Source organism: Alienimonas californiensis (genome assembly GCF_007743815.1).
Classification (GTDB): Bacteria; Planctomycetota; Planctomycetia; order Planctomycetales; family Planctomycetaceae; genus Alienimonas; species Alienimonas californiensis.
Genome location: NZ_CP036265.1, coordinates 5151581 through 5171727 on the forward strand (window position 1 = coordinate 5151581; position 20147 = coordinate 5171727).

Here is a 20147-nt window from a genome sequence, read left to right on the forward strand (position 1 = left end):
GCCGGCACGAGGGAGATCGTGCCGCAGCCAGACGCGGGATTCCCCAAAGGCTGCTCACCCCGCCGGTGCCGGGCCAACCCCTTCCACCCTTTGGCACGCCGCTTGCGGACTCCTTCGATCGAACGTCGGCCCTCCGAGGGAGATTCGACGTGCGACCGTTTTGCCGACCTTGGGTCGGCCTCGATCTCACTACGATACCCGGCCGCTGCGCCGACCCGTACCCTGGACTCATCCAATGCTCGCCACGACCGTCGCCGAACCCGTTCAATCGGTTCGGCAAACCCCGTCCTCCCCGTCCATTCGCACCGCGGCCACGAACGTGACCGGTCGGGCCGGCGTGGCGCATCGCTCCGATGACGTGCTGGAGGACGACTTCGGCGCCGGTCTCGCCGAGGCGGAGCAGGAAGTTGAGGCCGACGGCCGGTTCCCGGTGCTGCCGGACGCCCTGGAGCAGGACCTCGTGCAGGTCTTCAAGCTGCTCTCCGACGAGACGCGGCTGCGGATCCTGCTGTACCTGGCCCGTGAAGGCGAACTGCACGTGACCGCCTTGTGCAAGCGGCTCTCCCAGAGCCAGCCGGCGGTCTCGCACCACCTCGCCCTGCTCCGCAACGCGGGCATCATCGAGCCCCGCCGCGACGGCAAGCACAACTTCTACAGCATCCGTCAGCAGCGGTTCGTCGGCCTGATCTCCGAGTTCTTCGCCACCGTCCGCGACCCGGAAACGGACGCGGTGGAGTTCGACGAGTTCGTGCTGAGCAAAAGCGAATAACCCGTCGTCCCGACGCGTCAGTTCGACCGCCTGCGACCCGGACGCATCCCGCGTCCGGGTCGTTTTGCGTAGGATGCCGCCCGATCGCTCCCTCGACCCGCCCCGGGGCCCCCGCCCCCGCCCGCCTGATGCCGCAACCGACGCCCCGCCCCGCCAAGCTCGCCCTCGCCGACGGCACCGTCTTCACCGGCGAACACTTCGGCGCGCCCGGCGAGGCGTACGGCGAAGCGGTCTTTAACACCAGCCTGACCGGCTACCAGGAGATCCTCACGGATCCCTCCTACGCCGGGCAGATCGTGGCGATGACCTACCCAGAGATCGGCAACTACGGCGTGAACGCGGACGACGTGGAATCCAAGGGCATCGCCGCCCGCGGGTTCGTCGTGCGGGAGCTGTGCCGCCGGCCGAGCAATTTTCGCAGCGAGAAGTCGCTGTCGGCCTATCTCGAAGAAGCCGGGGTCGTGGGCATCAGCGGGGTCGATACCCGGGCGCTGGTGCGAACGCTCCGCAGTGCCGGGGCGATGACGGCGGTGATCTCCACGGAGACGCTGGACGACGCCGCCCTCGTCGAGAAGGCCCGGAACAGCCCGGACCTCGTCGGCCAGGACCTCATCAAGACCGTCATGCCGGACGCCGCCCAGGAGTGGGCCGAACCGCTGCACGAGTTCGCCGCCCCCAGCTCCGCCGCGGCGACCCCGGGGCACGTGCCGCATGTGGTCGCGATCGACTACGGCATGAAATGGAACATTCCCCGCCACCTCGCCGCGATGGGCTGCAAGGTCACCGTCCTGCCTGGCACGGTGACGGCCGCCGAGGTGAAAGCCCACAAGCCGGACGGCATCTTTCTCTCCAATGGCCCCGGCGACCCGCGGCCGCTGGACTACGCCGTCGGCACGATCCGCGAGCTGCTGGAGGACGGCGTGCCGATCTTCGGCATCTGCCTCGGCCAGCAACTGCTCGGGCTGGCCTGCGGCGGGGAGATTGAAAAGCTGAAGTTCGGCCATCGCGGCGCCAATCAGCCGGTGCTGGAGAAGGCGACCGGCCGGGTGGAGATCACCAGCCAGAACCACGGCTTCGCCCTCAAGGCCGACACCCTGCCGGCCGACGTCGAAGTGACGCACGTGAATCTCAACGACGACACCGTCAGCGGCATCCGCCACAAGACGCGCCCGGCGTTCGCCGTGCAGTACCACCCCGAAGCCAGCGCCGGCCCGCACGACAGCGGCCACCTGTTCGCCCGCTTCCGCGAGATGATGACGAAGGCGTGAGGCTTAAGGCGGAAGGATGAGGGCGGAAGGCGGAAGGGCGGCGCTGATTGCGTTGAGGTGAGGCGGGACGGCGATACTCTCTCCTTCCGCCATCCGCCTTCACCCTTCTGCCTTACCAAATGGCCCTCGAACGCACCCTGATTCTCGTCAAGCCCGACGCCGTCCAGCGGCGCCTGACCGGGGAGATCCTTTCCCGGCTGGAACGGAAGGGGCTGAAAATCGTGGGTGCCAAGATGCTCCGCATCACGCCGGAGTTGTCCCGGCAGCACTACGCGGAGCACGTCGAGAAGCCGTTTTACCCGGACCTCGAAGGCTTCATCACCAGCGGCCCGGTCGTCGCGGTCTGTGCCGAGGGTCCCGGGGCGATCGCCGTCTGCCGGACGCTGATGGGCGCCACGAACGGCCGCGAGGCCGCCCCCGGCACGATCCGCGGCGACTACGGCCAGAGCCGCAGCATGAACCTGATCCACGGCAGCGACGGTCCCGACGCCGCCGCCCGCGAGTTGAAGCTGTACTTCAAGGACGAGGAACTGTTTGCGTTCGACAAGCTGATCGAACCGGTCCTCTACGAAGCCGCCGAGGCCTGAGCCGGGCCGGCGTCAGGCCGGAGCGGCGGCGAATGCCGGCCGGGCGGCGCCGCACACGCCGCAGCGAGCGTCGTCGGTGCGAAGCGGCTCCCCGCAGCTCTCGCACGCCGGCGCCGCCGACCGCGCGGCTGGACTGGCGGCCATGACGGCCTGCCGCGCCGCCAGATCGCGGAACATTAGAATCGCCGCGGCCGCCGAGGCGGCGCCGAGGGCGCAGTTCAGGAGGGAGACGATCTCCGCGTACCAGAAGAGATCGAGGTCGCCGGACCGACCCGCCGCGTTCGTCATCGCGGTGTAGGCCCGGCCGGCGATGCCGGCGAACACCCACCCGCACCACCAAAGGTTCGGCGTCGCCGGGACTCTTCCGTTCTTCGTCTCGGACAGATCGAAGTTCTGATTCATCACCTGGGCCGGTCGGACCAAGTTTAAAATGGGAATGAAGAAGTAGCCGACTGCCCAACCGGGCGAGTAGTCCGGCTTCTTCCCGCCCGCCTGGAACGACCACGCATTGGCCGTGAGCCGATGCACGAGCATCAGGAAAGGGATGACGGTGATCAGCAGCAAGGCCACCTGGGCGATGCCGGCGAATGCCGTCAGGGTCTCGTTGAGAATCAGATCCGCTGCGTCCGCCTCCGTCGGATCGAACAGGGCGGCGAACTCGGCGATCAGCCACATTTCCCGCAGCGAGAGAACCGCCCTGACGGCCAAGACAGCGAGCGACAGTCCCAGCAGCACGATCACTGCGTGCCGCAGGCCGTCGGCCGGCTTGTAGTGGTAGTCAGCGGGATCGGCCAAGGCGCCGCGGCGGGTTTGCGTGGAGGGACGCCAAAGTGTGGCCGCTCCTGTTGAGGGACGCCATCACCGGCCGCACGGTCCCCGCGATGCATCGCCGTTCAACGCAGGTCCGTGGGTTTCGAGCCCGGGCCGCCGGGGGCGCCGACTTCGTCCAGCAGCCAGCGCCACCGGCTCTCCTCAGGCGTGCCGAGGTCGCGGTAGACCTCCCAGGCCAGCTTTTTCGGCCCGTCCGGCTCCTCGGCGGTCGGTTGGCGACGCAGCCCCAACCGCAGCGGACCTTCGCCCGGGTGATCGATCCAGCGGTGATTGTGGAACGCCTCCACAACGGTCAGCTCGCGCAGGCGGTCCCAGGTGTAGAGGAAGGCGGCGGCCTGCACCCGTTCGTGCTCCGCCCGGGCGGCGGGATCGGTCGTTTCCGGCGTGTGGAACCCCTGCTCCGAGAGCAACACGCCCCGCACCCGGTCTTCGGTCCCCTGCGTTCGCTCCGCGGCCGAGGGGCGGAACCGCAGCTCCGGACGGTGCAGGAAGCGATCGAGGACGGCCAGATTGCGGGGGGTGATCATGGGCGTGTCGTCCCGGTCGGTCGGCAGCCGGTCGCTCCAGGGCGTGGGCCGCAGGAGACTCTCCGGATAGGGGTGATAGGCGACGCCCCACTCGAAATCCCCTTCCAGACGGGAGAGCGCCGCCAGGTCTTCGAGCAGCCGCTTCGGGGCGTAAGTTTCCCACGTCGGATCGGGCGGCTGGTCCCAGTGGTGTGTCAGCGAGACGAACGTGCGGGCGTGGGGATCGTTCCGCCGTGTCAGGGCGTGGACCAGACGCATCGCCCGGTAATAGGTCTCCAGATAGCGCAGCGGGGGCTGTTCGCCCATGTTCGTCCAGTGGGCGCCCTGGTCGATCTCGTTGTGCAGGATCCAGTTGACGATGCGACCGTGAGACTCGCCGGCCGAGCCGTCCGCGGGGCGGGCGTAGCGGTCGCTCAGCAGGGCGATCACGGCCCCGTAGGCCGCCACGCCGTCCGCCGTGGCGAGGTTCGGCATGGCGTAGGCGGCGCCGTCGTTGACCGCTTCCGGGTGGATCAACGTCCGGTTGAAATCGTTCTGAGCGAATGTGATCAGCAGGATCGCGGAGACGACGATCCCCTGCTCCGTCGCCGGTCCGATGAGCGCGTCGTAGCGGCGGAGGGCGCTGTCCTCGGCGTACCAGGTGCGGCCGGCGTGTGGAAACGGCGTGCGGTCCGGGCCGGGCGTGAGGCTCACGAACTGCCCCAGCGGGACGTTGATTGTGACGTTGTGCAGGCCGAGGTCCGTCCAGTCCGACCGCGGCCCGCGGTCGGAGATCCCGCCCAAACCTTTGATGGAACGCGGCGTCAAACGCTCCAACTCGTGACGGGCGGCGATGGTCGTCGAATAGATCGCTGCGGACTCCAACTCCCACGCCTCCCCCGTGCGCCGAGCGACCGCCCAGCGGGAGGTCACGGGGTCGGCGGCGTCGATCGTCCGCGGGAGCCGTACCTCGAAAGGTCCGGCCGGCACTTCACCGACGACTTGGGCGTTCGCCGCCTCGATCCGCAACGCCGTCGGCACCCACGGGAAGATCTCCAGCAGCGTCGCCGGCCGGTCGGCGTGGCCGGCGATGAGGATCTCGTCGGGCTCCGCAATCACCTCGCCGATCGATGAGGGGAGGTCGGCGTTCAGGACCGCCTGCACCGCGGCGGCGTCCCGCAGCTTGCGGTCCCGCTCTCGCTGCCGCGCCTCGGCGGACCGCCGTTCCGCCTCGTTCCGCGGCCGGAGCCGCAAACCACGAACGCTGATCTGCACACCCGCCCGCGCACCGAAATCCAGCCGCAGTTCTCGCGTCTCCGCAGTCCAACGCCCGGCGGACGCGTCACGAAGGTTCACCGCGAATCGAGCCCAGCCCTCCGCCTTCGTCAACGGACCGGCAGCGATCGACCGCGCCTCCGCGAACGGGCGGCCGTAGTAGACGTGCAGACCCTCGACGCCGTCCGGGCAGAGATACTCGAACTCCAGCACGGCCGCGTCCGGTCCGACCGCGGCGGGGTCGAACGGCCGGAGTTGGACGTACGGGTCGGCGCCCGTCGTCGTCAGCGTCGCCCCGCCGTCGATGGGGACGAGCGTCAGGTCGTGGGCCGTGGCGGCATCCAGCGTCAGCGGGACATCAGACGAACCGCACAGGATCAATAGGAGCGGAGCGAAGTTGAGCATCGCCCCACCCTAATCCTTTCCCGCTGCGTTCGCCGCGGTGCGGGCGAGCGGCGCCTACTTCATCGCCCGCTGGACGGCGGCGCCCATGTCGGCGGGACTTTCGGCGACTTCCACGCCGGCGGCCTTCAGGGCAGCGATCTTCTCCTCCGCGGTGCCGCTGCCGCCGGAGATGATCGCCCCGGCGTGGCCCATTCGCTTGCCCGGGGGAGCCGTGCGGCCGGCGATGAAGCCGGCGACCGGCTTCGTCACATGGTCCTTGATGTAGGCGGCGGCCTGCACCTCGGCGTCGCCGCCGATCTCGCCGATCATCAGGATCGCGTCGGTATCGGGATCGTTCTCGAACAGTTCCAGCAGGTCGATGAAGGTTGTCCCGATGATCGGGTCGCCGCCGATGCCGACCGCGGTGCTCTGGCCGAGCCCGACGTTGGAGAGCTGCCAGACGGCCTCGTAGGTGAGGGTGCCGCTCTTGGAGATCAGCCCGATGCGGCCCGGCGTGTGGATATAGCCGGGCATGATGCCGATCTTCGCCACGCCCGGGGTGATGATGCCAGGGCAGTTCGGGCCGATCAGGCGGGACTTCGTCTTCGCCACGTAGTCGTAGGCCTTCACCATGTCGAGGACGGGGATGCCCTCAGTGATGGCGACGATCAGCCCGCCGCCGCGGCTTTCGAATGCGTCGGCGGCCTCCATGATCGCGTCCGCGGCGAACGGCGGCGGGACGAAGATCAGGGAGCAGTTCGCCCCGGTCTCCTCGACACACTCTTCGACGGTGTTCCAGACCGGGAAGCCGTCGACCTCCGTGCCGCCCTTGCCGGGGGTCACGCCGCCGACCATGGGGGTGCCGTACTCCCGGCACTGCTGGGAGTGGAACAGGCCCGCCGACCCGGTGATGCCCTGCGTGAGGACCTTGGTGGCGGAGTCGACGAGAATGCTCATGCGGGCAGCGGTGCGGTTGGTTCGCCGGGCGGGCGGCGGGAGACGTACGGGGAGAGGCGGGGCGTCGGGCTCGGCGGGTTCAGGCGCCGGCCCCCTCAGGCGCTGAGGGAGGCGACGACCTTCTGGGCGGCGTCGGTGAGGTCGGCGGCGGTGGCGATGTCCTTGCCGCTGTCGGCGAGCATCGTGCGGGCCTTCTCCACGTTCGTGCCCTCCAGCCGGACGACCAGCGGCACGGTGATGCCGACCTTGTCGTAGGCCTCCAGCAGGGCCTCCACGACGTAGTCGCACCGCATGATCCCGCCGAAGATGTTGACGAGAATCGCTTTGACGTTCGGGTCCGCGAGGATGATCTCGAACGCCTCGGTGATCGCCTCGACGCTGGCGCCGCCGCCGACGTCCAAGAAGTTCGCCGGCTCCCCGCCGTGCAACTGGATCAGGTCCATCGTGCTCATCGCCAGCCCGGCCCCGTTGACCAGGCAGCCGATGTTGCCGTCGAGTTTGACGTAGGATAGGCCCGCCTTGCCGGCGCGGATTTCGCTGTCGTTCTCCTCGGTCAGGTCGCGGTAGGCGTCCAGATTTTTGTGACGGAACAGGGCGTTGCCGTCGAAGGAGACTTTCGCGTCCAGCGCCACCAGATCGCCGGCGCCGGTGACGACCAGCGGGTTGACCTCCGCCATGTCGCAGTCGGAGTCGAGGAAGAACCGCACCAGCGCCGGCAGGAACTTCGCGGCTTTGCGGACGGCCTTGCCTTCGAGGCCCAGCTTGAAGGCCAGCTCGGTCGCCTGGAAGGCGTGCAGACCGTAGCCGCCATCGACGGGCGTCTTGAGGATCTTCTCCGGCGTGTGCTCGGCGACGTGTTCAATGTCCATGCCGCCCTCGCTGGAGGCGATCAGGATCGGCGTGCGACGGTCGCGATCGACGGTGACGGCGACGTACAGCTCGTTGGCGATGTCGAGGCCCTCCTCGACGAACACCGTGTTGACCTTCTTGCCCTCCTCGCCGGTCTGGATCGTGACCAGCGTGGAGCCGAGCATCCGGGCGGCGTTCTGCTTCGCTTCGTCGGCGGAGCGGACGAGCACGACGCCGGCCTGATCCGGGTGCTCCTTGAAGTGCCCCTTGCCGCGGCCGCCGGCGTGGATCTGGCTCTTCACGACGGCCAGGCTGCCGCCGAGTTCGCCGAACGCCGCGGCGGCCTCCTCGGGCGACTTGCACACGATCCCGCGCGGCGTGGGCACGCCGGCGGCGCGGAACAGTTCCTTGGCCTGGTACTCGTGAATCTTCATGGCGGCAGGGTAAGCGGACGATGGCGGGGGCGGAAGCGAAGCGGAGCGGTCCGCCGCCGGCGATGGGGCGCCGTCCCGCCTTCCCCCCGGGTCGCGGTCGAGGTTCAATCGCCCGTCCGCCCCGCTCCGCCCGCAGTCTGCCGCCGTCGCCGCCCGTCCCGCCCCCGTCGTGCTCTTCAGCGTCGTCATCCCGACCTACAATTATGGCCGGTTCCTCCGTGCGGCGGTGGAGTCGGTCCTGGAACAGCCGGGCGACGACTACGAGACCATCGTCGTCGACGACGGCTCCACCGACGACACCCCGGCCGTCCTGGAGCAGTTCCTCGCCGAACTCCCTCAGCGCGTCCGCGACCGCGTGCGGTTCGTGCGGCAGGAGAACGCCGGGCCTTCCGCGGCGAGAAACCGAGGGGCGGCGGCGGCGAAGGGCGATTACCTGGTGTTCCTCGACGCCGACGACCGGCTGCTCCCCGGGGCGCTGGAGCGGCTCCGAAGCTACGCCGCCGACGGCGGGTTCGACCTGATCTTCGGCGGGTACGAGGCCGTCACCCCGGCAGGCCGTCGGACCCCGCGGCGGGCCAAACCGCTGCGCGACTCGAACCTGCGGAACTTCAAGCGATTCCTGCGGCGCCGGCTGGGCAGCGTGCGGCTGGGCGCCGCGGCGATTCGCCGGTCGCGGTTCATGGAACTCCGCTTTCCGGAGGGCGTGCACCATCACGAGGACGTCGTGCTCGTCGCCCAGTTGTTGGCGACCGGGCGATGCGTGTCGTTTCCGGAGATCACGCTGTCCGCCCTGAAGCACCCGGACAGCCTGCGGCACGATCTGAAGGGGCTGGAATCGGCCTCCACCGCTGCGGCCGAGGCCCTGTTCGACCCCGCGGTCCTGCCGGCGGAGATGATGGCGATGCGGCGGGAATATCAGAGCGATTTCTTCCTCACGCAGTTCGGGGCGCTGGCCCGGGCGGGCCGATACGCCGAGGCCCGGGCCGTCTACCGCCGGGCGGTCCGCGAGTACCCCCGCCACCTGCTCCGCTGGCCGAAGCTGCGGCGGTATTTGCGAATTGTCTTCAAGTGAATCGGCAGAACCTCTAGAACGCGAACTTCCTGCCCAGCGAGGGGCGGCCGAACCCCGGACGATCCGCCCCGTTCCCGCCCCGCCGCGATGTCGTTCACGACGCTGAGCTTCGCCCTGTTCTACCCGGCGACGTTCTGCCTCTATTGGGCGCTGGGCGCCCGGCGGGCCCAGAACCTCCTGCTGTTGGCGGCCAGCTACCTGTTCTACACCTGGTGGGATTGGCGGTTCTGCGGACTGCTGTTCGCCACCAGCCTGACCGACTACCTGATCGCCCGCCGCCTCGCCCCGGAGAGGCGGCCCCGCGTCCGCCGCGCCTGGCTGTGGTTGAGCGTGACGACGAACCTGAGCGTGCTGGGGTTCTTCAAATACTACGGCTTCTTCGCCGACTCCGTCCGGGACGGGTTTGCGACGCTGGGGATGGAGGCGTCGCTGCCGACGCTGTCCGTCGTGCTGCCGGTGGGGATCAGCTTCTATACGTTCCAGTCCCTCAGCTATGTGGTCGACGTGTACCGCGGACGGCTGCCGCCGGCCGAGCGGGCGGACGAGTATCTGGTGTACGTCGCCTTCTTCCCGCAGCTCGTCGCCGGGCCGATCGAGCGGGGCAGCCATCTGCTCCCGCAGTTCCTCCGCCCCCGTCGGTTCGATCCGACCTGGGCCGCGGAGGGGGGGCGGCTGATCCTGTGGGGGTTGGTGCAGAAACTCGTGCTGGCGGACAACCTCGGCCGGCTGTTCGTCGACCTGGTGTACGACGCACCGGAGAACCACGGGGCGTTCGTGTTGGCCTTCGCCACGGTCTGCTTCGCCTTTCAGATCTACTGCGACTTCGCCGGGTACTCGAACATCGCCATCGGGCTGGCTCGGACGCTGGGGTTCGACCTGATGCGGAACTTCGCCTACCCCTATTTCTCCCGCAGCCCGGCGGAGTTCTGGCGGCGGTGGCACATCTCGCTGTCCACCTGGTTCCGGGACTACCTCTACATCCCCCTGGGCGGGAACCGCTGCGGACGCGGGCGGCAGGCGTTCAACCTGCTGTTCACGTTCCTCGTCAGCGGGTTGTGGCACGGGCCGGCCTGGACGTTCCTGATCTGGGGCGGGCTGAACGGCCTCGGCGTGCTGCCGGCGCTGTTCCTACCGCAGCGGGGCGGCGGACCGCAGGAACCCCCGGCCGGCCGCGGCTGGTTGCCGTCGCTGCGTGACGTGCTGCAGATGGGCGGCACCTTCGCGTTCCTCTGCCTGACGTGGGTCTTCTTCCGCAGCGCCTCCTTGGAGCAGGCCGTCACGGTGCTAACCGGACTGACCCGGCCGGAGAGCGGCATCCTGCCCCTCAAGCGTTTAGGCACCTCCGAGGGGTACTGGTCGTTGCTCGCGGCGGCGCTGCTGGCCGGCTACCTGCTGTGGGAGTGGGCCGCCCGGGACCGGCCGTTCCCGCTGTCCATCGGCGACTGGCCCGCCTGGGTGCGGTGGCCGGTCTACACGCTGCTGGGATGGACGATCGTCCTGATGTATCCGCCCGTCACCGGCGCGTTCATCTACTTCCAGTTTTGACCCGCTGTTCCGACCCGCAGTTCCGACCTGTTTTTCGGTCTGACCTCCCCGCATGGACGCCCCGCCTCCCCTGCCAGACGACGCGCCCGACGGTCGCCCGGCCCCCCGGGCGATCGCCGGGTTCCTGCTGAAGGTCGGCCTGTTCGTCGCCGTGCAGGCCGCCACCGCCGCGGCGCTGATTGAGGTCAGCCCGCGGCCCGACCCCTACATGCGAGCCTATGCGGCGAAGCAGGCGCTGAGCGAAACGGCGCCCAGCCCGCGGGTGCTCCTCGTCGGCGGATCGAACGTCGCCTTCGGGGTGGACAGCCGGCGTCTTGGCGAGGCGCTCGGCCGCACCCCGATCAATCTGGGGCTGAACGCCGGACTCGGGCATCCGTTCATCCTGAATCAGGGGGCGGCCGCGGTGAAGCCGGGGGACTTGGTGATCCTGTCGCTGGAGTATGGCCCGGTCGGCCAGGCGGCGATGTTCAACGATCTGCTCCTCGAACAGCCGGCCGCCGCCGCGCACCTGCCGCTCGCCGGGTGGAAGACGGTCGGGGATACCGGGATGGACTATCTCATCCTGAAGGCCCGGAGCAGCGCCCGGCGGATCCTCTGGCCGGCGGGCTCGGCGATCGGTCCGTCGCTGTACCTCGGCTCTCACTTCGACGAGCGCGGAGACTTCGTCGGCCACCGCGATCTGCCGCGCAATCCGGACCGGGAACTGGTCGGCATCTCCAGCGAGACGCCGCCGGCCAAGCTGGACCGGGTCGCGGCGTTCGCGGAGGCCGTCGCCGCGGCGGGCGGCACGCTGGTCGTGGTTCATCCCCCGGTCCCCCGCCGGCGGTACGAGGAGCACCGCGAGAACCTCGACGCCTGGGACGCCGCCCTCCGCGACCGGCTGTCCGTCCCCGTGCTGACGACGCCCCGCGAGGCGGCGCTGCCGGAGGAATTCTTCTTCGACACCCCCTATCACCTCGCCGGCGACGGCGTGGAGCGGCGCACCGACGACCTGATCGCCCGCCTGACCGCCGCCGGGTTCGCCGCCCCGGTCGCCGCGCCGACCGACACGCGCTGACCGACGCCCCGGCGATCCGCTCCGGGGAGCGAACGGGGCGGGCTCTTGGTTAGCCTGCGGGAATGCTCCGCCGCTCGCTCCTCCCGCTCGCCGCCGTCCTCTGCCTGCCGATCGCCGTCACGGCGTCCGGGGCGGACCCCGCCACGCCTGACCTGTCCGGCGTGCCCGGGGTCGTCGTCGCCCATTCGCCGGCGTCGTCCGGGTTGTATATCGGTTCGCCGGGGCTGACCCGGCTGCCGGACGGGGCGCTGCTGGCGTCGCACGACTTCTTCGGGCCGAAGTCCAAGGAGTTCGAAATCGCCCAGTCGCACGTCTACCGCTCCGACGACGACGGCAAGACCTGGTCGCACGTCGCCCAGATCGAGGGCGCCTTCTGGTCCTCGCTGTTCGTGCACCGCGGCGACGCTTATCTGTTCGGCACACGGGCCCATCACGGGGACCTGGTGCTGCGTCGCTCGACGGACGGCGGCCGCACGTGGACCGATCCGAAGGACGCCGCGTCGGGGCTGCTCCGCCCGGCCCCCTGGCACTGCGCCCCGGTGCCGGTGGTGGAGCACGACGGCCGGCTGTGGCGGGGCGTGGAGAACGCCTCGTTCGGCAAGAAATGGGGCGAACGCTACGCCGCGGCGGTGATCTCCGCCCCCGTCGACGCCGACCTGCTGAACGCCGATTCCTGGACCGTCGCCGGCCCCCTGCCCCGCGACCCGGACTGGCTGGACGGCACGTTCCTCGGCTACCTGGAAGGCAACGTCGTCGTCACGCCCGACGGCGGGCTGGTCGATCTGCTGCGGGTGAACACCTCCGGCGACAACCGCTCCGAGCAGGCGGCGCTGGTGCGGGTGATCGACGACGGGAAGAAGCTGCGGTTCGAGCCCGGCGACGGGGACCTGTCCACCGGCGGGTTCGTGCCGATGCCGGGGGCGGCGAAGAAGTTCTCCGTCCGGCCTGATCCGAACGGCGACGGCTACTGGACGCTGGCGAACCTCGTCCGGCCGGAGCACGCGGACAAGAACCCCGGCTCGGTCCGCAACACGCTGGCGCTGATGCACTCGCCGGACCTGACAACCTGGACCGTCCGCCGCGAGGTCCTGCACCACCCGGACGTGATCGCCCACGCCTTCCAATACGTCGACTGGCTATACGACGGCGACGACCTGATCGTCCTGAGCCGCACCGCCTACGCCGACGGCCTCGGCGGCGCCCACCGCGCCCACGACGCCAACCTGCTGACGTTCCACCGCGTCGAAAACTACCGCGACGCCGGCGAAGAATGACGCCGGGGGACCGGTGACGTCCGAGTCGGCAGTCGCGGGCCGGCTACTCGATCCGGCGTAGCGCCTGAGTCGCCGCCCGACGGAGGCCGTCCATTTCCCACCGCCCCAGCCGCCCGCCCGGCGGCGTCGGCGCCGAGGTCAACTCGTCCAATGCCTCGACCGCGGCGGGGGCGTCCGTCTCGAACAGCGACGCCCTGACGACGTCCTGTTCGGCGGGATCGAGGCGAGGATCGAGCAGGCGGTCTTTCAGCCGGTGAAACAACTCCCTAAGGGCCGCTTCGTCGGGAGGCCCGATGGTGAGGTGGAACGTCGCGTCCGCCCGGACGGAGATCGGGTCGGGATCACTGTCCGCCAGTCCGAGCCGTTCCCATCTGTTTTGGACGGGGCGGACGTGGACGGTCACCGAGTACCGGCCGGGGGGGTGCCGCGTCGAGACCCAGCGGTTCAGGACCAGCGACGCCCTGTGCCGCCCTCTGTGGGGCGGCGCGAAATAGCGGCCGATCGAGTGTGCCCCGCCGCCGAAGCGGATCGGCTTCGACGTCTGCACAGCCCGCCCCGCGGCGTCCCGGACGGTGACGTGGAACGCTTCGAGTGCATTCAAACCCAGATCGAACGCGATCGCCGCGTCGGTCGGGTTCGTGAGGCGCACCTCCGCCACCAGGGGTTCGCCCGGCAGCAGGGTCGCCTTGCGGGGCGCCGCGTCGACGAGCAGCGGCGTCGCCCCGCCCCACGGCGGGAGCAGGGCGAACAGCAGGACGGCGCCGGTCGACATGGGATTCCTCCTGCGAAACGGAGCAAGAATCGAACGTGCCGCCGCGACCGCCTCAGACGCGGATCGTCTGCTCCCGGTCCGGGCCGACGCCGACGTAGGTCAGCTTGGTGCCGAGCAACTCCGCCAGCGTCTCAAGGTAGGTCCGGGCGTTCGCCGGCAGGTCGCCGTAGGTGCGGCAGCTGGTGGTGTCCTCGCTCCAGCCGGGGAGGGTGCGGTAAATCGGGGTTGCCTCGGCGAGGTCGTCGGCGTGGCTGGGGAAGTCGGTCGTGCGTCGGCCGTTCAGTTCGTACGCCTCGCAAATCTGCAACTCGTCGAAGCCGTCCAGTACGTCCAGGAGGCTGACGGCCAACGCATCCACGCCGGAGACGCGGGCGGCGTAGCGGGCGGCGACGGCGTCGAACCAGCCGCAGCGACGCGGCCGGCCGGTGACGGTGCCGAACTCGTTGCCGCGGGTGCGGATGCGTTCGCCGATCTCGTTGTCCAACTCCGTGACGAAGGGCCCGCCGCCGACCCGGGTGCTGTAGGCCTTCACCACGCCGAGCATCGTGTCCAGGTGCCGCTCCGGCACGCCGCTGCCGGGGTGCACGCCGCAGCCGGAGCTGTTCGAACTGGTGACGTAGGGGAACGTGCCGTGGTCGAGGTCCAGCATCGACCCCTGGGCGGCCTCGAACAGGATGTTCTTGCCGCTGTCGGCGGCGTCCAGCAGGAAGGCGGTGGTGTCCGTGATGAACGGGCCGAGCCGCTCCGCGAAGCCGAGGTAGCGGTCGGCGATCTCGTCGGCGTCGAAGGGGGTGAACTCCCCCTGCCCCGAGGAGGCGATCATCGCCCCGAGCAATCGGTTCTTGAAGGCGCAGACCTCCGCGACCCGCTGCCGAAAGCGGTCCGGCCTCAGCAGGTCGCCGGCCCGGACGGCGTGGGTGCGGCCGGCCTTGTCACGGTAGCAGGGGCCGATGCCGCGGAGCGTGGTGCCGATCTTCTCCTGCCCGGCGTCGCCGCGATCGGTTTCGAGGGCGGCGTCCTCGGCCAGGTGCCAGGGGAAGATCAGGTGGGCCCGGTCGGAGATCAGCAGGTCGGTGCCCTCCGGCGGGACCGGGCCGCCCATCGACTGCACGGCCCGGTCCATCTCGTTCAGCAGGGCCGCCGGGTCGAGCACCACGCCGGTGGCGATCACCGCGGTCTTGCCGGGATGCAGCACGCCGGCCGGCAGCAAACTCAACTTGAACGTCTTGCCGTCGAACACGACCGTGTGCCCGGCGTTGTTTCCGCCCAGATAGCGGCAGACGACGTCGTGCTGATCGGTGAGGACGTCGACGAACTTCCCCTTCGCCTCGTCCCCCCACTGCAAACCGATCACGCTGGTGGCGGGCATCCGAACGAAACTCTCGGCGGGGTCTTGGGGAGGAAACAAACGACGACGCCCGGTTCTGACCGCGCGCCGACGCCCCACCCTAGCGAGCGCCGCCCCGTTCGTCACCGCGGCCGGAAGGCCTCGCGTTCTCTCTGGAGCGCTTCCCGGTCGAAGGCGTCGCGAACCGCCCGTAGCCGGGCCGCCCCCTCGCCGTGCGCCTGAAACCGCTCCATCGCCTCGCGGCGCTGCTCGGTGCGGTCGACCTCCTGCCGCTGGGCGGCCATGCGGGCGGCGGCCCCGGGCAGGATCTCGGCGGGCGCCGCGTCGGGCTCCGCAGCCGAGACTTCATCGCCCTCGGCCGGCGGGGCGGCGTTCTCCGCGGCGGCCTCGCCCGGGGTCAGTCGCACCCGCCAGTACTCCTGGGCGCGGGTGTTCGTGTTCCACAGGTGCAGGGCGTCGCCGGCGGGGGTAACGGCGCTCTGCTCGAACCGCTCCAACACCGGCACGACCGTCCGCAACAGCTCCCGACCGGTCTGCTTGTGGAGGGCGACCACCTCTACCTCGGTGAGCTGCCCGCGCTCGGCGTCCTGGGCCGCGGTCAGCAGCGTGACGAACCCGGCCCGGTCGATGCCGTCGTGCAGCAACTCGGCCCCGGCGGCGTTCGTCCGCCACAGCCGGCCCCCGCTGCGGGCGAACACGTCCAGCGTGCCGCCGACCGTCGTGGTGGGCAGTTCGTCGATGGTGTACTGCCGGGAGGAGCCGCGGGTCGGCCGGGCGACGAGCATCACCCGGTCCGGGTCGGCCAGGGCCGCCAGCGAGGCCCCGCCGGTATTCACCCCGCCCAGCACGGTCGCGGCGCCGGTGCGAAGGTCGACCAGCAGGCCGTCGTCCTCCGCGTCGTCGTCGCCGTCGTCCGGGGTGACGATCACGGCGACCGGCGGGCCGGGCTCGGGAAGGACGATCATCTTGGCTTCGCTGTCGACGCCGCGAATCCACAGCGGGCGGTCGTTGCCCGGGTCCCAGGAGGTGAAGAAGTAGCCGCCCGCCGGACCTTCGACGACGTGCACGAGGCCCGCCCCGGCGATGGCCAGGGCGCGGGCGGCGACGTTCAACGCCCGGTCGGCGGCCTCCAGCGGGGCGCCCTCGCGGGCCGTCAGCGCCAGCCCGCCCTCGCTGGAGCTGCTGCGGGGGGTGACGATCACGGCGGTGGAGGTCGCCGCCGCCATGGCGTTCTGCGGGTCCAGGCGCCGGCGAATCCAGATCGTCTCGCCGGTCAGGGCGTCCAGCACGGTGAGGGTGCGGTCCTCCAGCACCACGACGACCTCGGCGTTCGCAGCGACCACGCCGCTGAGCGGCCGCCGCGAGGTGGTCCGGGCCCAGCGGGCGGCCCGCTGCAGCGTCCGCGGCCCGCCCTCCGCGTCCGCGGGCACGCCCAGCGCCAGATCGCCGGGGGCGGCGGGGGCGGCGCCTTCGACGGGGCGACTCCACAGCGTCGCCCCGGATTGCGGATGGATCGCCGCCACGGCGCCGCGGGTGACCGCGAAGATGACGCCGCCCGTCGCCGCCACCGCCGGCCGGGCCGTCGCCCGGCCGGCGATGTAGGAGGAGAAGATCGCCTCCTGGCCCCGCCGCTGAAAGATCTGGCGGGCCGTGGAATAAGGCGTGTCCCCCAACAGCGGGAACCGGGCCGAGACCGCCGGCGCCGCGTCGGGGGTGCCGACGTCCCACACGTCCAGCCGCGTGCCGTCGTCGGAGGCGACGAGGGTGTGCGTGCGGAAGTAGGGCCGCACGGTCGCCGGAGCCGGCAGTGCCGCCGGCGGACGGGCCTGCAGGTCGCCCGCCAACGCCTCGACGACGGCGCCGGACGCCGCGTTGTCTCCCGCGGACTCTTCGCCTGACTCCCCCAGACTCTTTAGCAACTCTTCCGCCCGTTCGGCGACGGCGTCGTCGCGGCCGTCGGCGAGGCGGTACAGCAGGAGTTCCGCCGCGGCGGCCCCGCCGGTCGGCGTCGCGGCGTCCGGCGAGGCGAGCGCCGCTTCGGCCCAGGCCGCCGTCGCGGCGGCGATCGCCGGGTGGAACGGCAGCAACTCCGCGGCGGGGGCGTGCGGCGGGAGCCCCTCGGGCGCCTCCGCCAACCACTCCTCGGCAAGGGCGTCGACGGCCTTGCGGCCCGCCACGTCCGGGGCGGTCGCCGCCTCCGCCCCGCCGGCTTCCCAAATCAGACGGAGTTCGCGGGAGACGTCCCGACTCAGCCGAACCTCCGCGTCGGGGGCGGCGGCGTCCGGTTCGGCGGCCGGGGGCGGCGGGGCGTCGCCCTCCGCCGCGGGCACCAGCGGGTTGGCGTCCGGCGCCGCGCCCGCCCGCAGCCGATCGGCCACCAGGGTCCTCAGGGCCGCCACCGCTTTCGCCGGCTCCCCGCGGTCGCGGAGACGATCCGCCCGCAGGCGTTCGGCGGCGATCAGGCGGGCCGGCGTGTCGGCGAGCTCCGTCATTCGATCCAGCAGTTCGTCCTGCCGATCCGGCTCCGGCGGCGGCTCGCCGGGGACTCCGAGAATCGCGTCCCGCAGGGTCGACCGCAGCAGGGCCCGATACCGCTCCGCATCCGCGGACGACAGCCCCGGCGGGGCCGCGTCCGCGGGGGCGCCGTCCCGGATTGCGTCGAGTTTCGCCAACACCTCGGTCGTTTTGCGGGCGGTCCGCAGCAGTTCGGCCTCGCGGAGGGTCAGCAGGGGGCCGGCGGGCTCGCCTGAGTCCGCCGCGGCGGCGAGGTCCGCGGTCAGTCCGGCTCGATCTTCGAACCCGACGAAGCCGCTGGGGCCGACGCTCAGCAGGCGTCCGCCGGAGACGCCCAGCGCCCCCAGGCCGCGGCCGGGGCCGCCGGCGTCGGTGCGGCGGGAGACCTCCACGCGTTCGCCCGTCGCCGCGTTCAACGTGATCAACGCCCCACCGGAGACGGGAACCAGCAGGCGGGCGCCGGCCACCAGCGGCATGCCGCTGGGCCGGCCGAGTTCCTTGGGCAACGAGTAGGTCCAGATGCGGGTGGAGCCGTCCTTCAGGGAGACCGCCGCCAGGCTCGCCGGGCCGACCAGCACGAGCGCCCCCTCGTCAGCCGGCAGCTTGCCGAGGGCCTTGTTCCCGGCGAAGACGGAGCCCGGCAGCAGGGCGGCGACGGCCTTCCAGTTCCGCCGATAGCGCGGGCGCCACAGCCGTTCGCCGGTCAGCAGATCGAGCCCGTACAAACGATCCTCGCCCGGCGGGGCGACGATCAGCCGCCGCCCGAGGACCCGCGGCGGCCCCGGCCGCCAGTAATCGGCCAGGGCCTCCGGGTCGGCGGTCGCGACGTTCGGCCCGCCCTGCAACCCGCGGAAGCCCTGCACGCCGCTCACCTGCGGTTCGTAGACCCGTTCGACCCACAGCACCTCCCGGGTGAGGCGGTCCACGCCCGCGACCCAGCCGACGGTGGTGGGCACGACGATCACGCCCCGCTCCACGGCGCACCAGGCGCCCCACTCGGCCCGGACGGGGTCTTCGTTGATGGAGGCCTCCGCCGTGGCGACGTTGCGATTCCAGCGGGTCTGCCCCGTGATCGGATCGAGGCAGAACAGGTCGATCTGCCGCAGACCGTCGGCGGCGACCCGCTCCGCGACGACGAACAGGTCTCCGCCGTCGACCGTCGGCGCCGCCAGCGGGCGCCAGCCGGCCAGCGGCAGATCGAACGGCTCGTCCCGCAACGTGCCGCCGATCTCCCAGTCCAGCCGGCCGGTGTCCAGACGGTAGGCGACCAACCGCACCGGCCGCCCCAGGGCGCCCGTGGATCGCCCGCCGAGAAACATTGAGGGGCCGGCGGGGTCGTCGTCGGCCTCCAGCAAGAAGACGCGCACGCCGTCGGTGGTCAGCGTGCCGAACGCCGCCTCGCGGTAGACGGCGGAGACCGTGTCGTTGCGCTCGGCCTCGGTCTGCGACCGCATACGTTGGTAGCTCATCACCTGCTGGGTCGCCCCCTGCACCGCCAGGCCAGAGTCGCGGCTGCGCCACTTCACCTCCCCGGTGACGGCGTCGACCGCCATGACCCCCGCGGTGGTGCGGGAGAGCGCCAGATCGCGGCCGTTCACCGTCACGGTCAGCGGCTCCCAGACCGGCAGCAGGGCCAGCCCGCTCCGCTGGAGGCGATCGACGGCCTCCCGGAAGTCCTCCCGCTCCGCCGGATCGGCGACGATCGGCGTGGACCACCGCGGCACCAGCAGGGGGTCGTCGATTCGCGACGGCAGCACGGCGGCTCCCTCCACCTCGGCGCCGGCCAGCGCCGCCGGCACGCCGCCGGCCGCGGCGGGGGGCAGGTTCAGGCTCGCCAGGGCGGCTGGGGGCGTCGCGGCCCACAGCGCCGCGGCCATCTCCGGCTCGCCGCCCCGGGCGAACGCGGCGATGACCGCCGCCCGACGGCGGGGGTCGTTCAGCAGATACGCCCCGTCCTCCGGATTCCCCAGCAACCAGGCAAATCGCTTTGCAGCGAGGCCCGCCTCGCCGCGGTCCAGGTGCAGCAGGGCGAGCCGGACGCGGGCGTCGCGGGCGGCGTCGGTCGCGGGGAACCGCACCGCCACGTCGCGGACCATCGCGGCGTCGCCGGCCGCCAGCGCCTCGTCCAACGCCAGCCGGGCCGCCCCGCCCAGCCGCCGTTCCAGCGCCCGGCGTTCGGCGGCGGGGAACTGGTCGAACAGTCGCCGGGCCTCGTCCACCACGGTGGCGGACCGCCCGTTGGAGAGCCGCACCACCTCGCCCTCGGCCTCGCCGAGGATGAAGAGGAGCGCGTCGGAGGCCCGATCCCAGTCGCCGGTCTCGACGGCCCGGCCGATCGCCTTCAACTGGCGGACCCGCTCGGGATCCTGCGGGAAGCGGGCGTCGACCGAGTCGGCCTCGCCGTCCTTGCCGCGGTAGTCGTACCGCCCGGGACCGGCGTCGGGCTCCGCGACGGGCGGATTCGCCTCGCCTCCGGCGTCGTCATCGCCGTTCTCGAACTCCTCCAGCAAATCCAAGGATTGCTGCCCCCAGGCCGACGGGGCGTACGCCGCCGGAGCGAACGCCGACAGCCCGGCCGCCAGCAAACCGACCGCCAACAGACGGACCTCGGCCGAGGACGGCCTCCGCACGGGGCCGGGGAGTCGGGAACCGAGGCGAAACGGGTACGACACGGGGCGACTCCGACGGCGACCGGGGCGGGTGCG

The 20147-nt window shown here is 71.3% G+C and carries 14 protein-coding genes; 7 read left to right on the plus strand and 7 right to left on the minus strand.

The genetic code is table 11. The features are described 5' to 3' along the window. The first annotated feature begins 430 nt into the window (after positions 1–430). The 3 genes from CA12_RS23290 to ndk all read left to right on the plus strand — a co-directional run bounded on the left by CA12_RS23290 (position 431) and on the right by ndk (position 2624). Positions 431–769: an ArsR/SmtB family transcription factor gene (locus tag CA12_RS23290; protein WP_390614147.1), complete on the plus strand. Its 339-nt coding sequence runs from the start codon at positions 431–433 to the stop codon at positions 767–769. Positions 770–897: 128 nt separating this feature from the next. Continuing rightward, positions 898–2037, plus strand: coding sequence for a glutamine-hydrolyzing carbamoyl-phosphate synthase small subunit (gene carA / locus CA12_RS20480; protein WP_145360981.1), 1140 nt, complete (start codon positions 898–900; stop codon positions 2035–2037). Between the two features lie 119 nt (positions 2038–2156). Further along, entirely contained in the window at positions 2157–2624 is a 468-nt protein-coding gene (gene ndk / locus CA12_RS20485) for a nucleoside-diphosphate kinase (RefSeq protein WP_145360982.1), read from the plus strand. A 12-nt stretch (positions 2625–2636) separates the two neighbouring features. On the opposite strand, the gene CA12_RS20490 is transcribed toward ndk, so the two are convergent. From CA12_RS20490 to sucC, 4 genes are all read right to left on the minus strand, one after another. Beyond that, a complete protein-coding gene (locus tag CA12_RS20490) occupies positions 2637–3419 on the minus strand; it encodes a DUF4328 domain-containing protein (RefSeq protein WP_145360983.1) in 783 nt (260 codons plus the stop codon). 98 nt (positions 3420–3517) lie between these two features. Continuing rightward, on the minus strand, positions 3518–5641 hold the full coding sequence (locus CA12_RS20495; RefSeq protein WP_145360984.1) for a DUF5722 domain-containing protein: 2124 nt from the start codon (positions 5639–5641) through the stop codon (positions 3518–3520). A gap of 54 nt (positions 5642–5695) precedes the next feature. Beyond that, positions 5696–6577 (minus strand): succinate--CoA ligase subunit alpha, encoded by an 882-nt coding sequence (sucD, locus tag CA12_RS20500; protein WP_145360985.1) that lies wholly within the window; start codon positions 6575–6577, stop codon positions 5696–5698. A 95-nt stretch (positions 6578–6672) separates the two neighbouring features. After that, positions 6673–7860, minus strand: a complete 1188-nt coding sequence (gene sucC, locus CA12_RS20505) for an ADP-forming succinate--CoA ligase subunit beta (protein WP_145360986.1) — start codon at positions 7858–7860, stop codon at positions 6673–6675. Positions 7861–8029: 169 nt separating this feature from the next. Between sucC and CA12_RS20510 the strand changes: the two genes are divergently transcribed. The 4 genes from CA12_RS20510 (at position 8030) to CA12_RS20525 (ending at position 12808) form a co-directional block, all read left to right on the plus strand. After that, positions 8030–8932, plus strand: coding sequence for a glycosyltransferase family 2 protein (locus CA12_RS20510; RefSeq protein WP_145360987.1), 903 nt, complete (start codon positions 8030–8032; stop codon positions 8930–8932). An 87-nt stretch (positions 8933–9019) separates the two neighbouring features. Further along, positions 9020–10477 (plus strand): MBOAT family O-acyltransferase, encoded by a 1458-nt coding sequence (locus CA12_RS20515; protein WP_145360988.1) that lies wholly within the window; start codon positions 9020–9022, stop codon positions 10475–10477. Positions 10478–10529: 52 nt separating this feature from the next. Further along, positions 10530–11534, plus strand: a complete 1005-nt coding sequence (locus CA12_RS20520) for a hypothetical protein (RefSeq protein ID WP_145360989.1) — start codon at positions 10530–10532, stop codon at positions 11532–11534. A 62-nt stretch (positions 11535–11596) separates the two neighbouring features. Further along, positions 11597–12808, plus strand: a complete 1212-nt coding sequence (locus tag CA12_RS20525; protein WP_207622055.1) for a sialidase family protein — start codon at positions 11597–11599, stop codon at positions 12806–12808. A 43-nt stretch (positions 12809–12851) separates the two neighbouring features. Here CA12_RS20525 and CA12_RS20530 read toward each other — a convergent pair whose 3' ends face one another. The 3 genes from CA12_RS20530 to CA12_RS20540 all read right to left on the minus strand — a co-directional run bounded on the left by CA12_RS20530 (position 12852) and on the right by CA12_RS20540 (position 20114). After that, positions 12852–13580, minus strand: coding sequence for a hypothetical protein (locus CA12_RS20530; protein ID WP_145360990.1), 729 nt, complete (start codon positions 13578–13580; stop codon positions 12852–12854). Positions 13581–13632: 52 nt separating this feature from the next. Then, positions 13633–14949 carry an adenylosuccinate synthase gene (locus tag CA12_RS20535; RefSeq protein ID WP_145360991.1) on the minus strand — a complete coding sequence of 439 codons (1317 nt, stop codon included), beginning with the start codon at positions 14947–14949 and terminating at the stop codon, positions 13633–13635. Positions 14950–15050: 101 nt separating this feature from the next. Next, positions 15051–20114, minus strand: coding sequence for an outer membrane protein assembly factor BamB family protein (locus CA12_RS20540; RefSeq protein ID WP_145360992.1), 5064 nt, complete (start codon positions 20112–20114; stop codon positions 15051–15053). Between the last annotated feature and the right edge of the window lie 33 nt (positions 20115–20147).

Coding starts and splice junctions, on each gene's coding strand:
- carA (WP_145360981.1), top strand. CDS start 898: ATGCCGCAACCGACGCCCCGCCCCGCCAAGCTCGCCCTCGCCGACGGC.
- ndk (WP_145360982.1), top strand. CDS start 2,157: ATGGCCCTCGAACGCACCCTGATTCTCGTCAAGCCCGACGCCGTCCAG.
- CA12_RS20495 (WP_145360984.1), bottom strand. CDS start 5,641: ATGCTCAACTTCGCTCCGCTCCTATTGATCCTGTGCGGTTCGTCTGAT.
- sucD (WP_145360985.1), bottom strand. CDS start 6,577: ATGAGCATTCTCGTCGACTCCGCCACCAAGGTCCTCACGCAGGGCATC.
- sucC (WP_145360986.1), bottom strand. CDS start 7,860: ATGAAGATTCACGAGTACCAGGCCAAGGAACTGTTCCGCGCCGCCGGC.
- CA12_RS20515 (WP_145360988.1), top strand. CDS start 9,020: ATGTCGTTCACGACGCTGAGCTTCGCCCTGTTCTACCCGGCGACGTTC.
- CA12_RS20520 (WP_145360989.1), top strand. CDS start 10,530: ATGGACGCCCCGCCTCCCCTGCCAGACGACGCGCCCGACGGTCGCCCG.
- CA12_RS20525 (WP_207622055.1), top strand. CDS start 11,597: ATGCTCCGCCGCTCGCTCCTCCCGCTCGCCGCCGTCCTCTGCCTGCCG.
- CA12_RS20530 (WP_145360990.1), bottom strand. CDS start 13,580: ATGTCGACCGGCGCCGTCCTGCTGTTCGCCCTGCTCCCGCCGTGGGGC.
- CA12_RS20535 (WP_145360991.1), bottom strand. CDS start 14,949: ATGCCCGCCACCAGCGTGATCGGTTTGCAGTGGGGGGACGAGGCGAAG.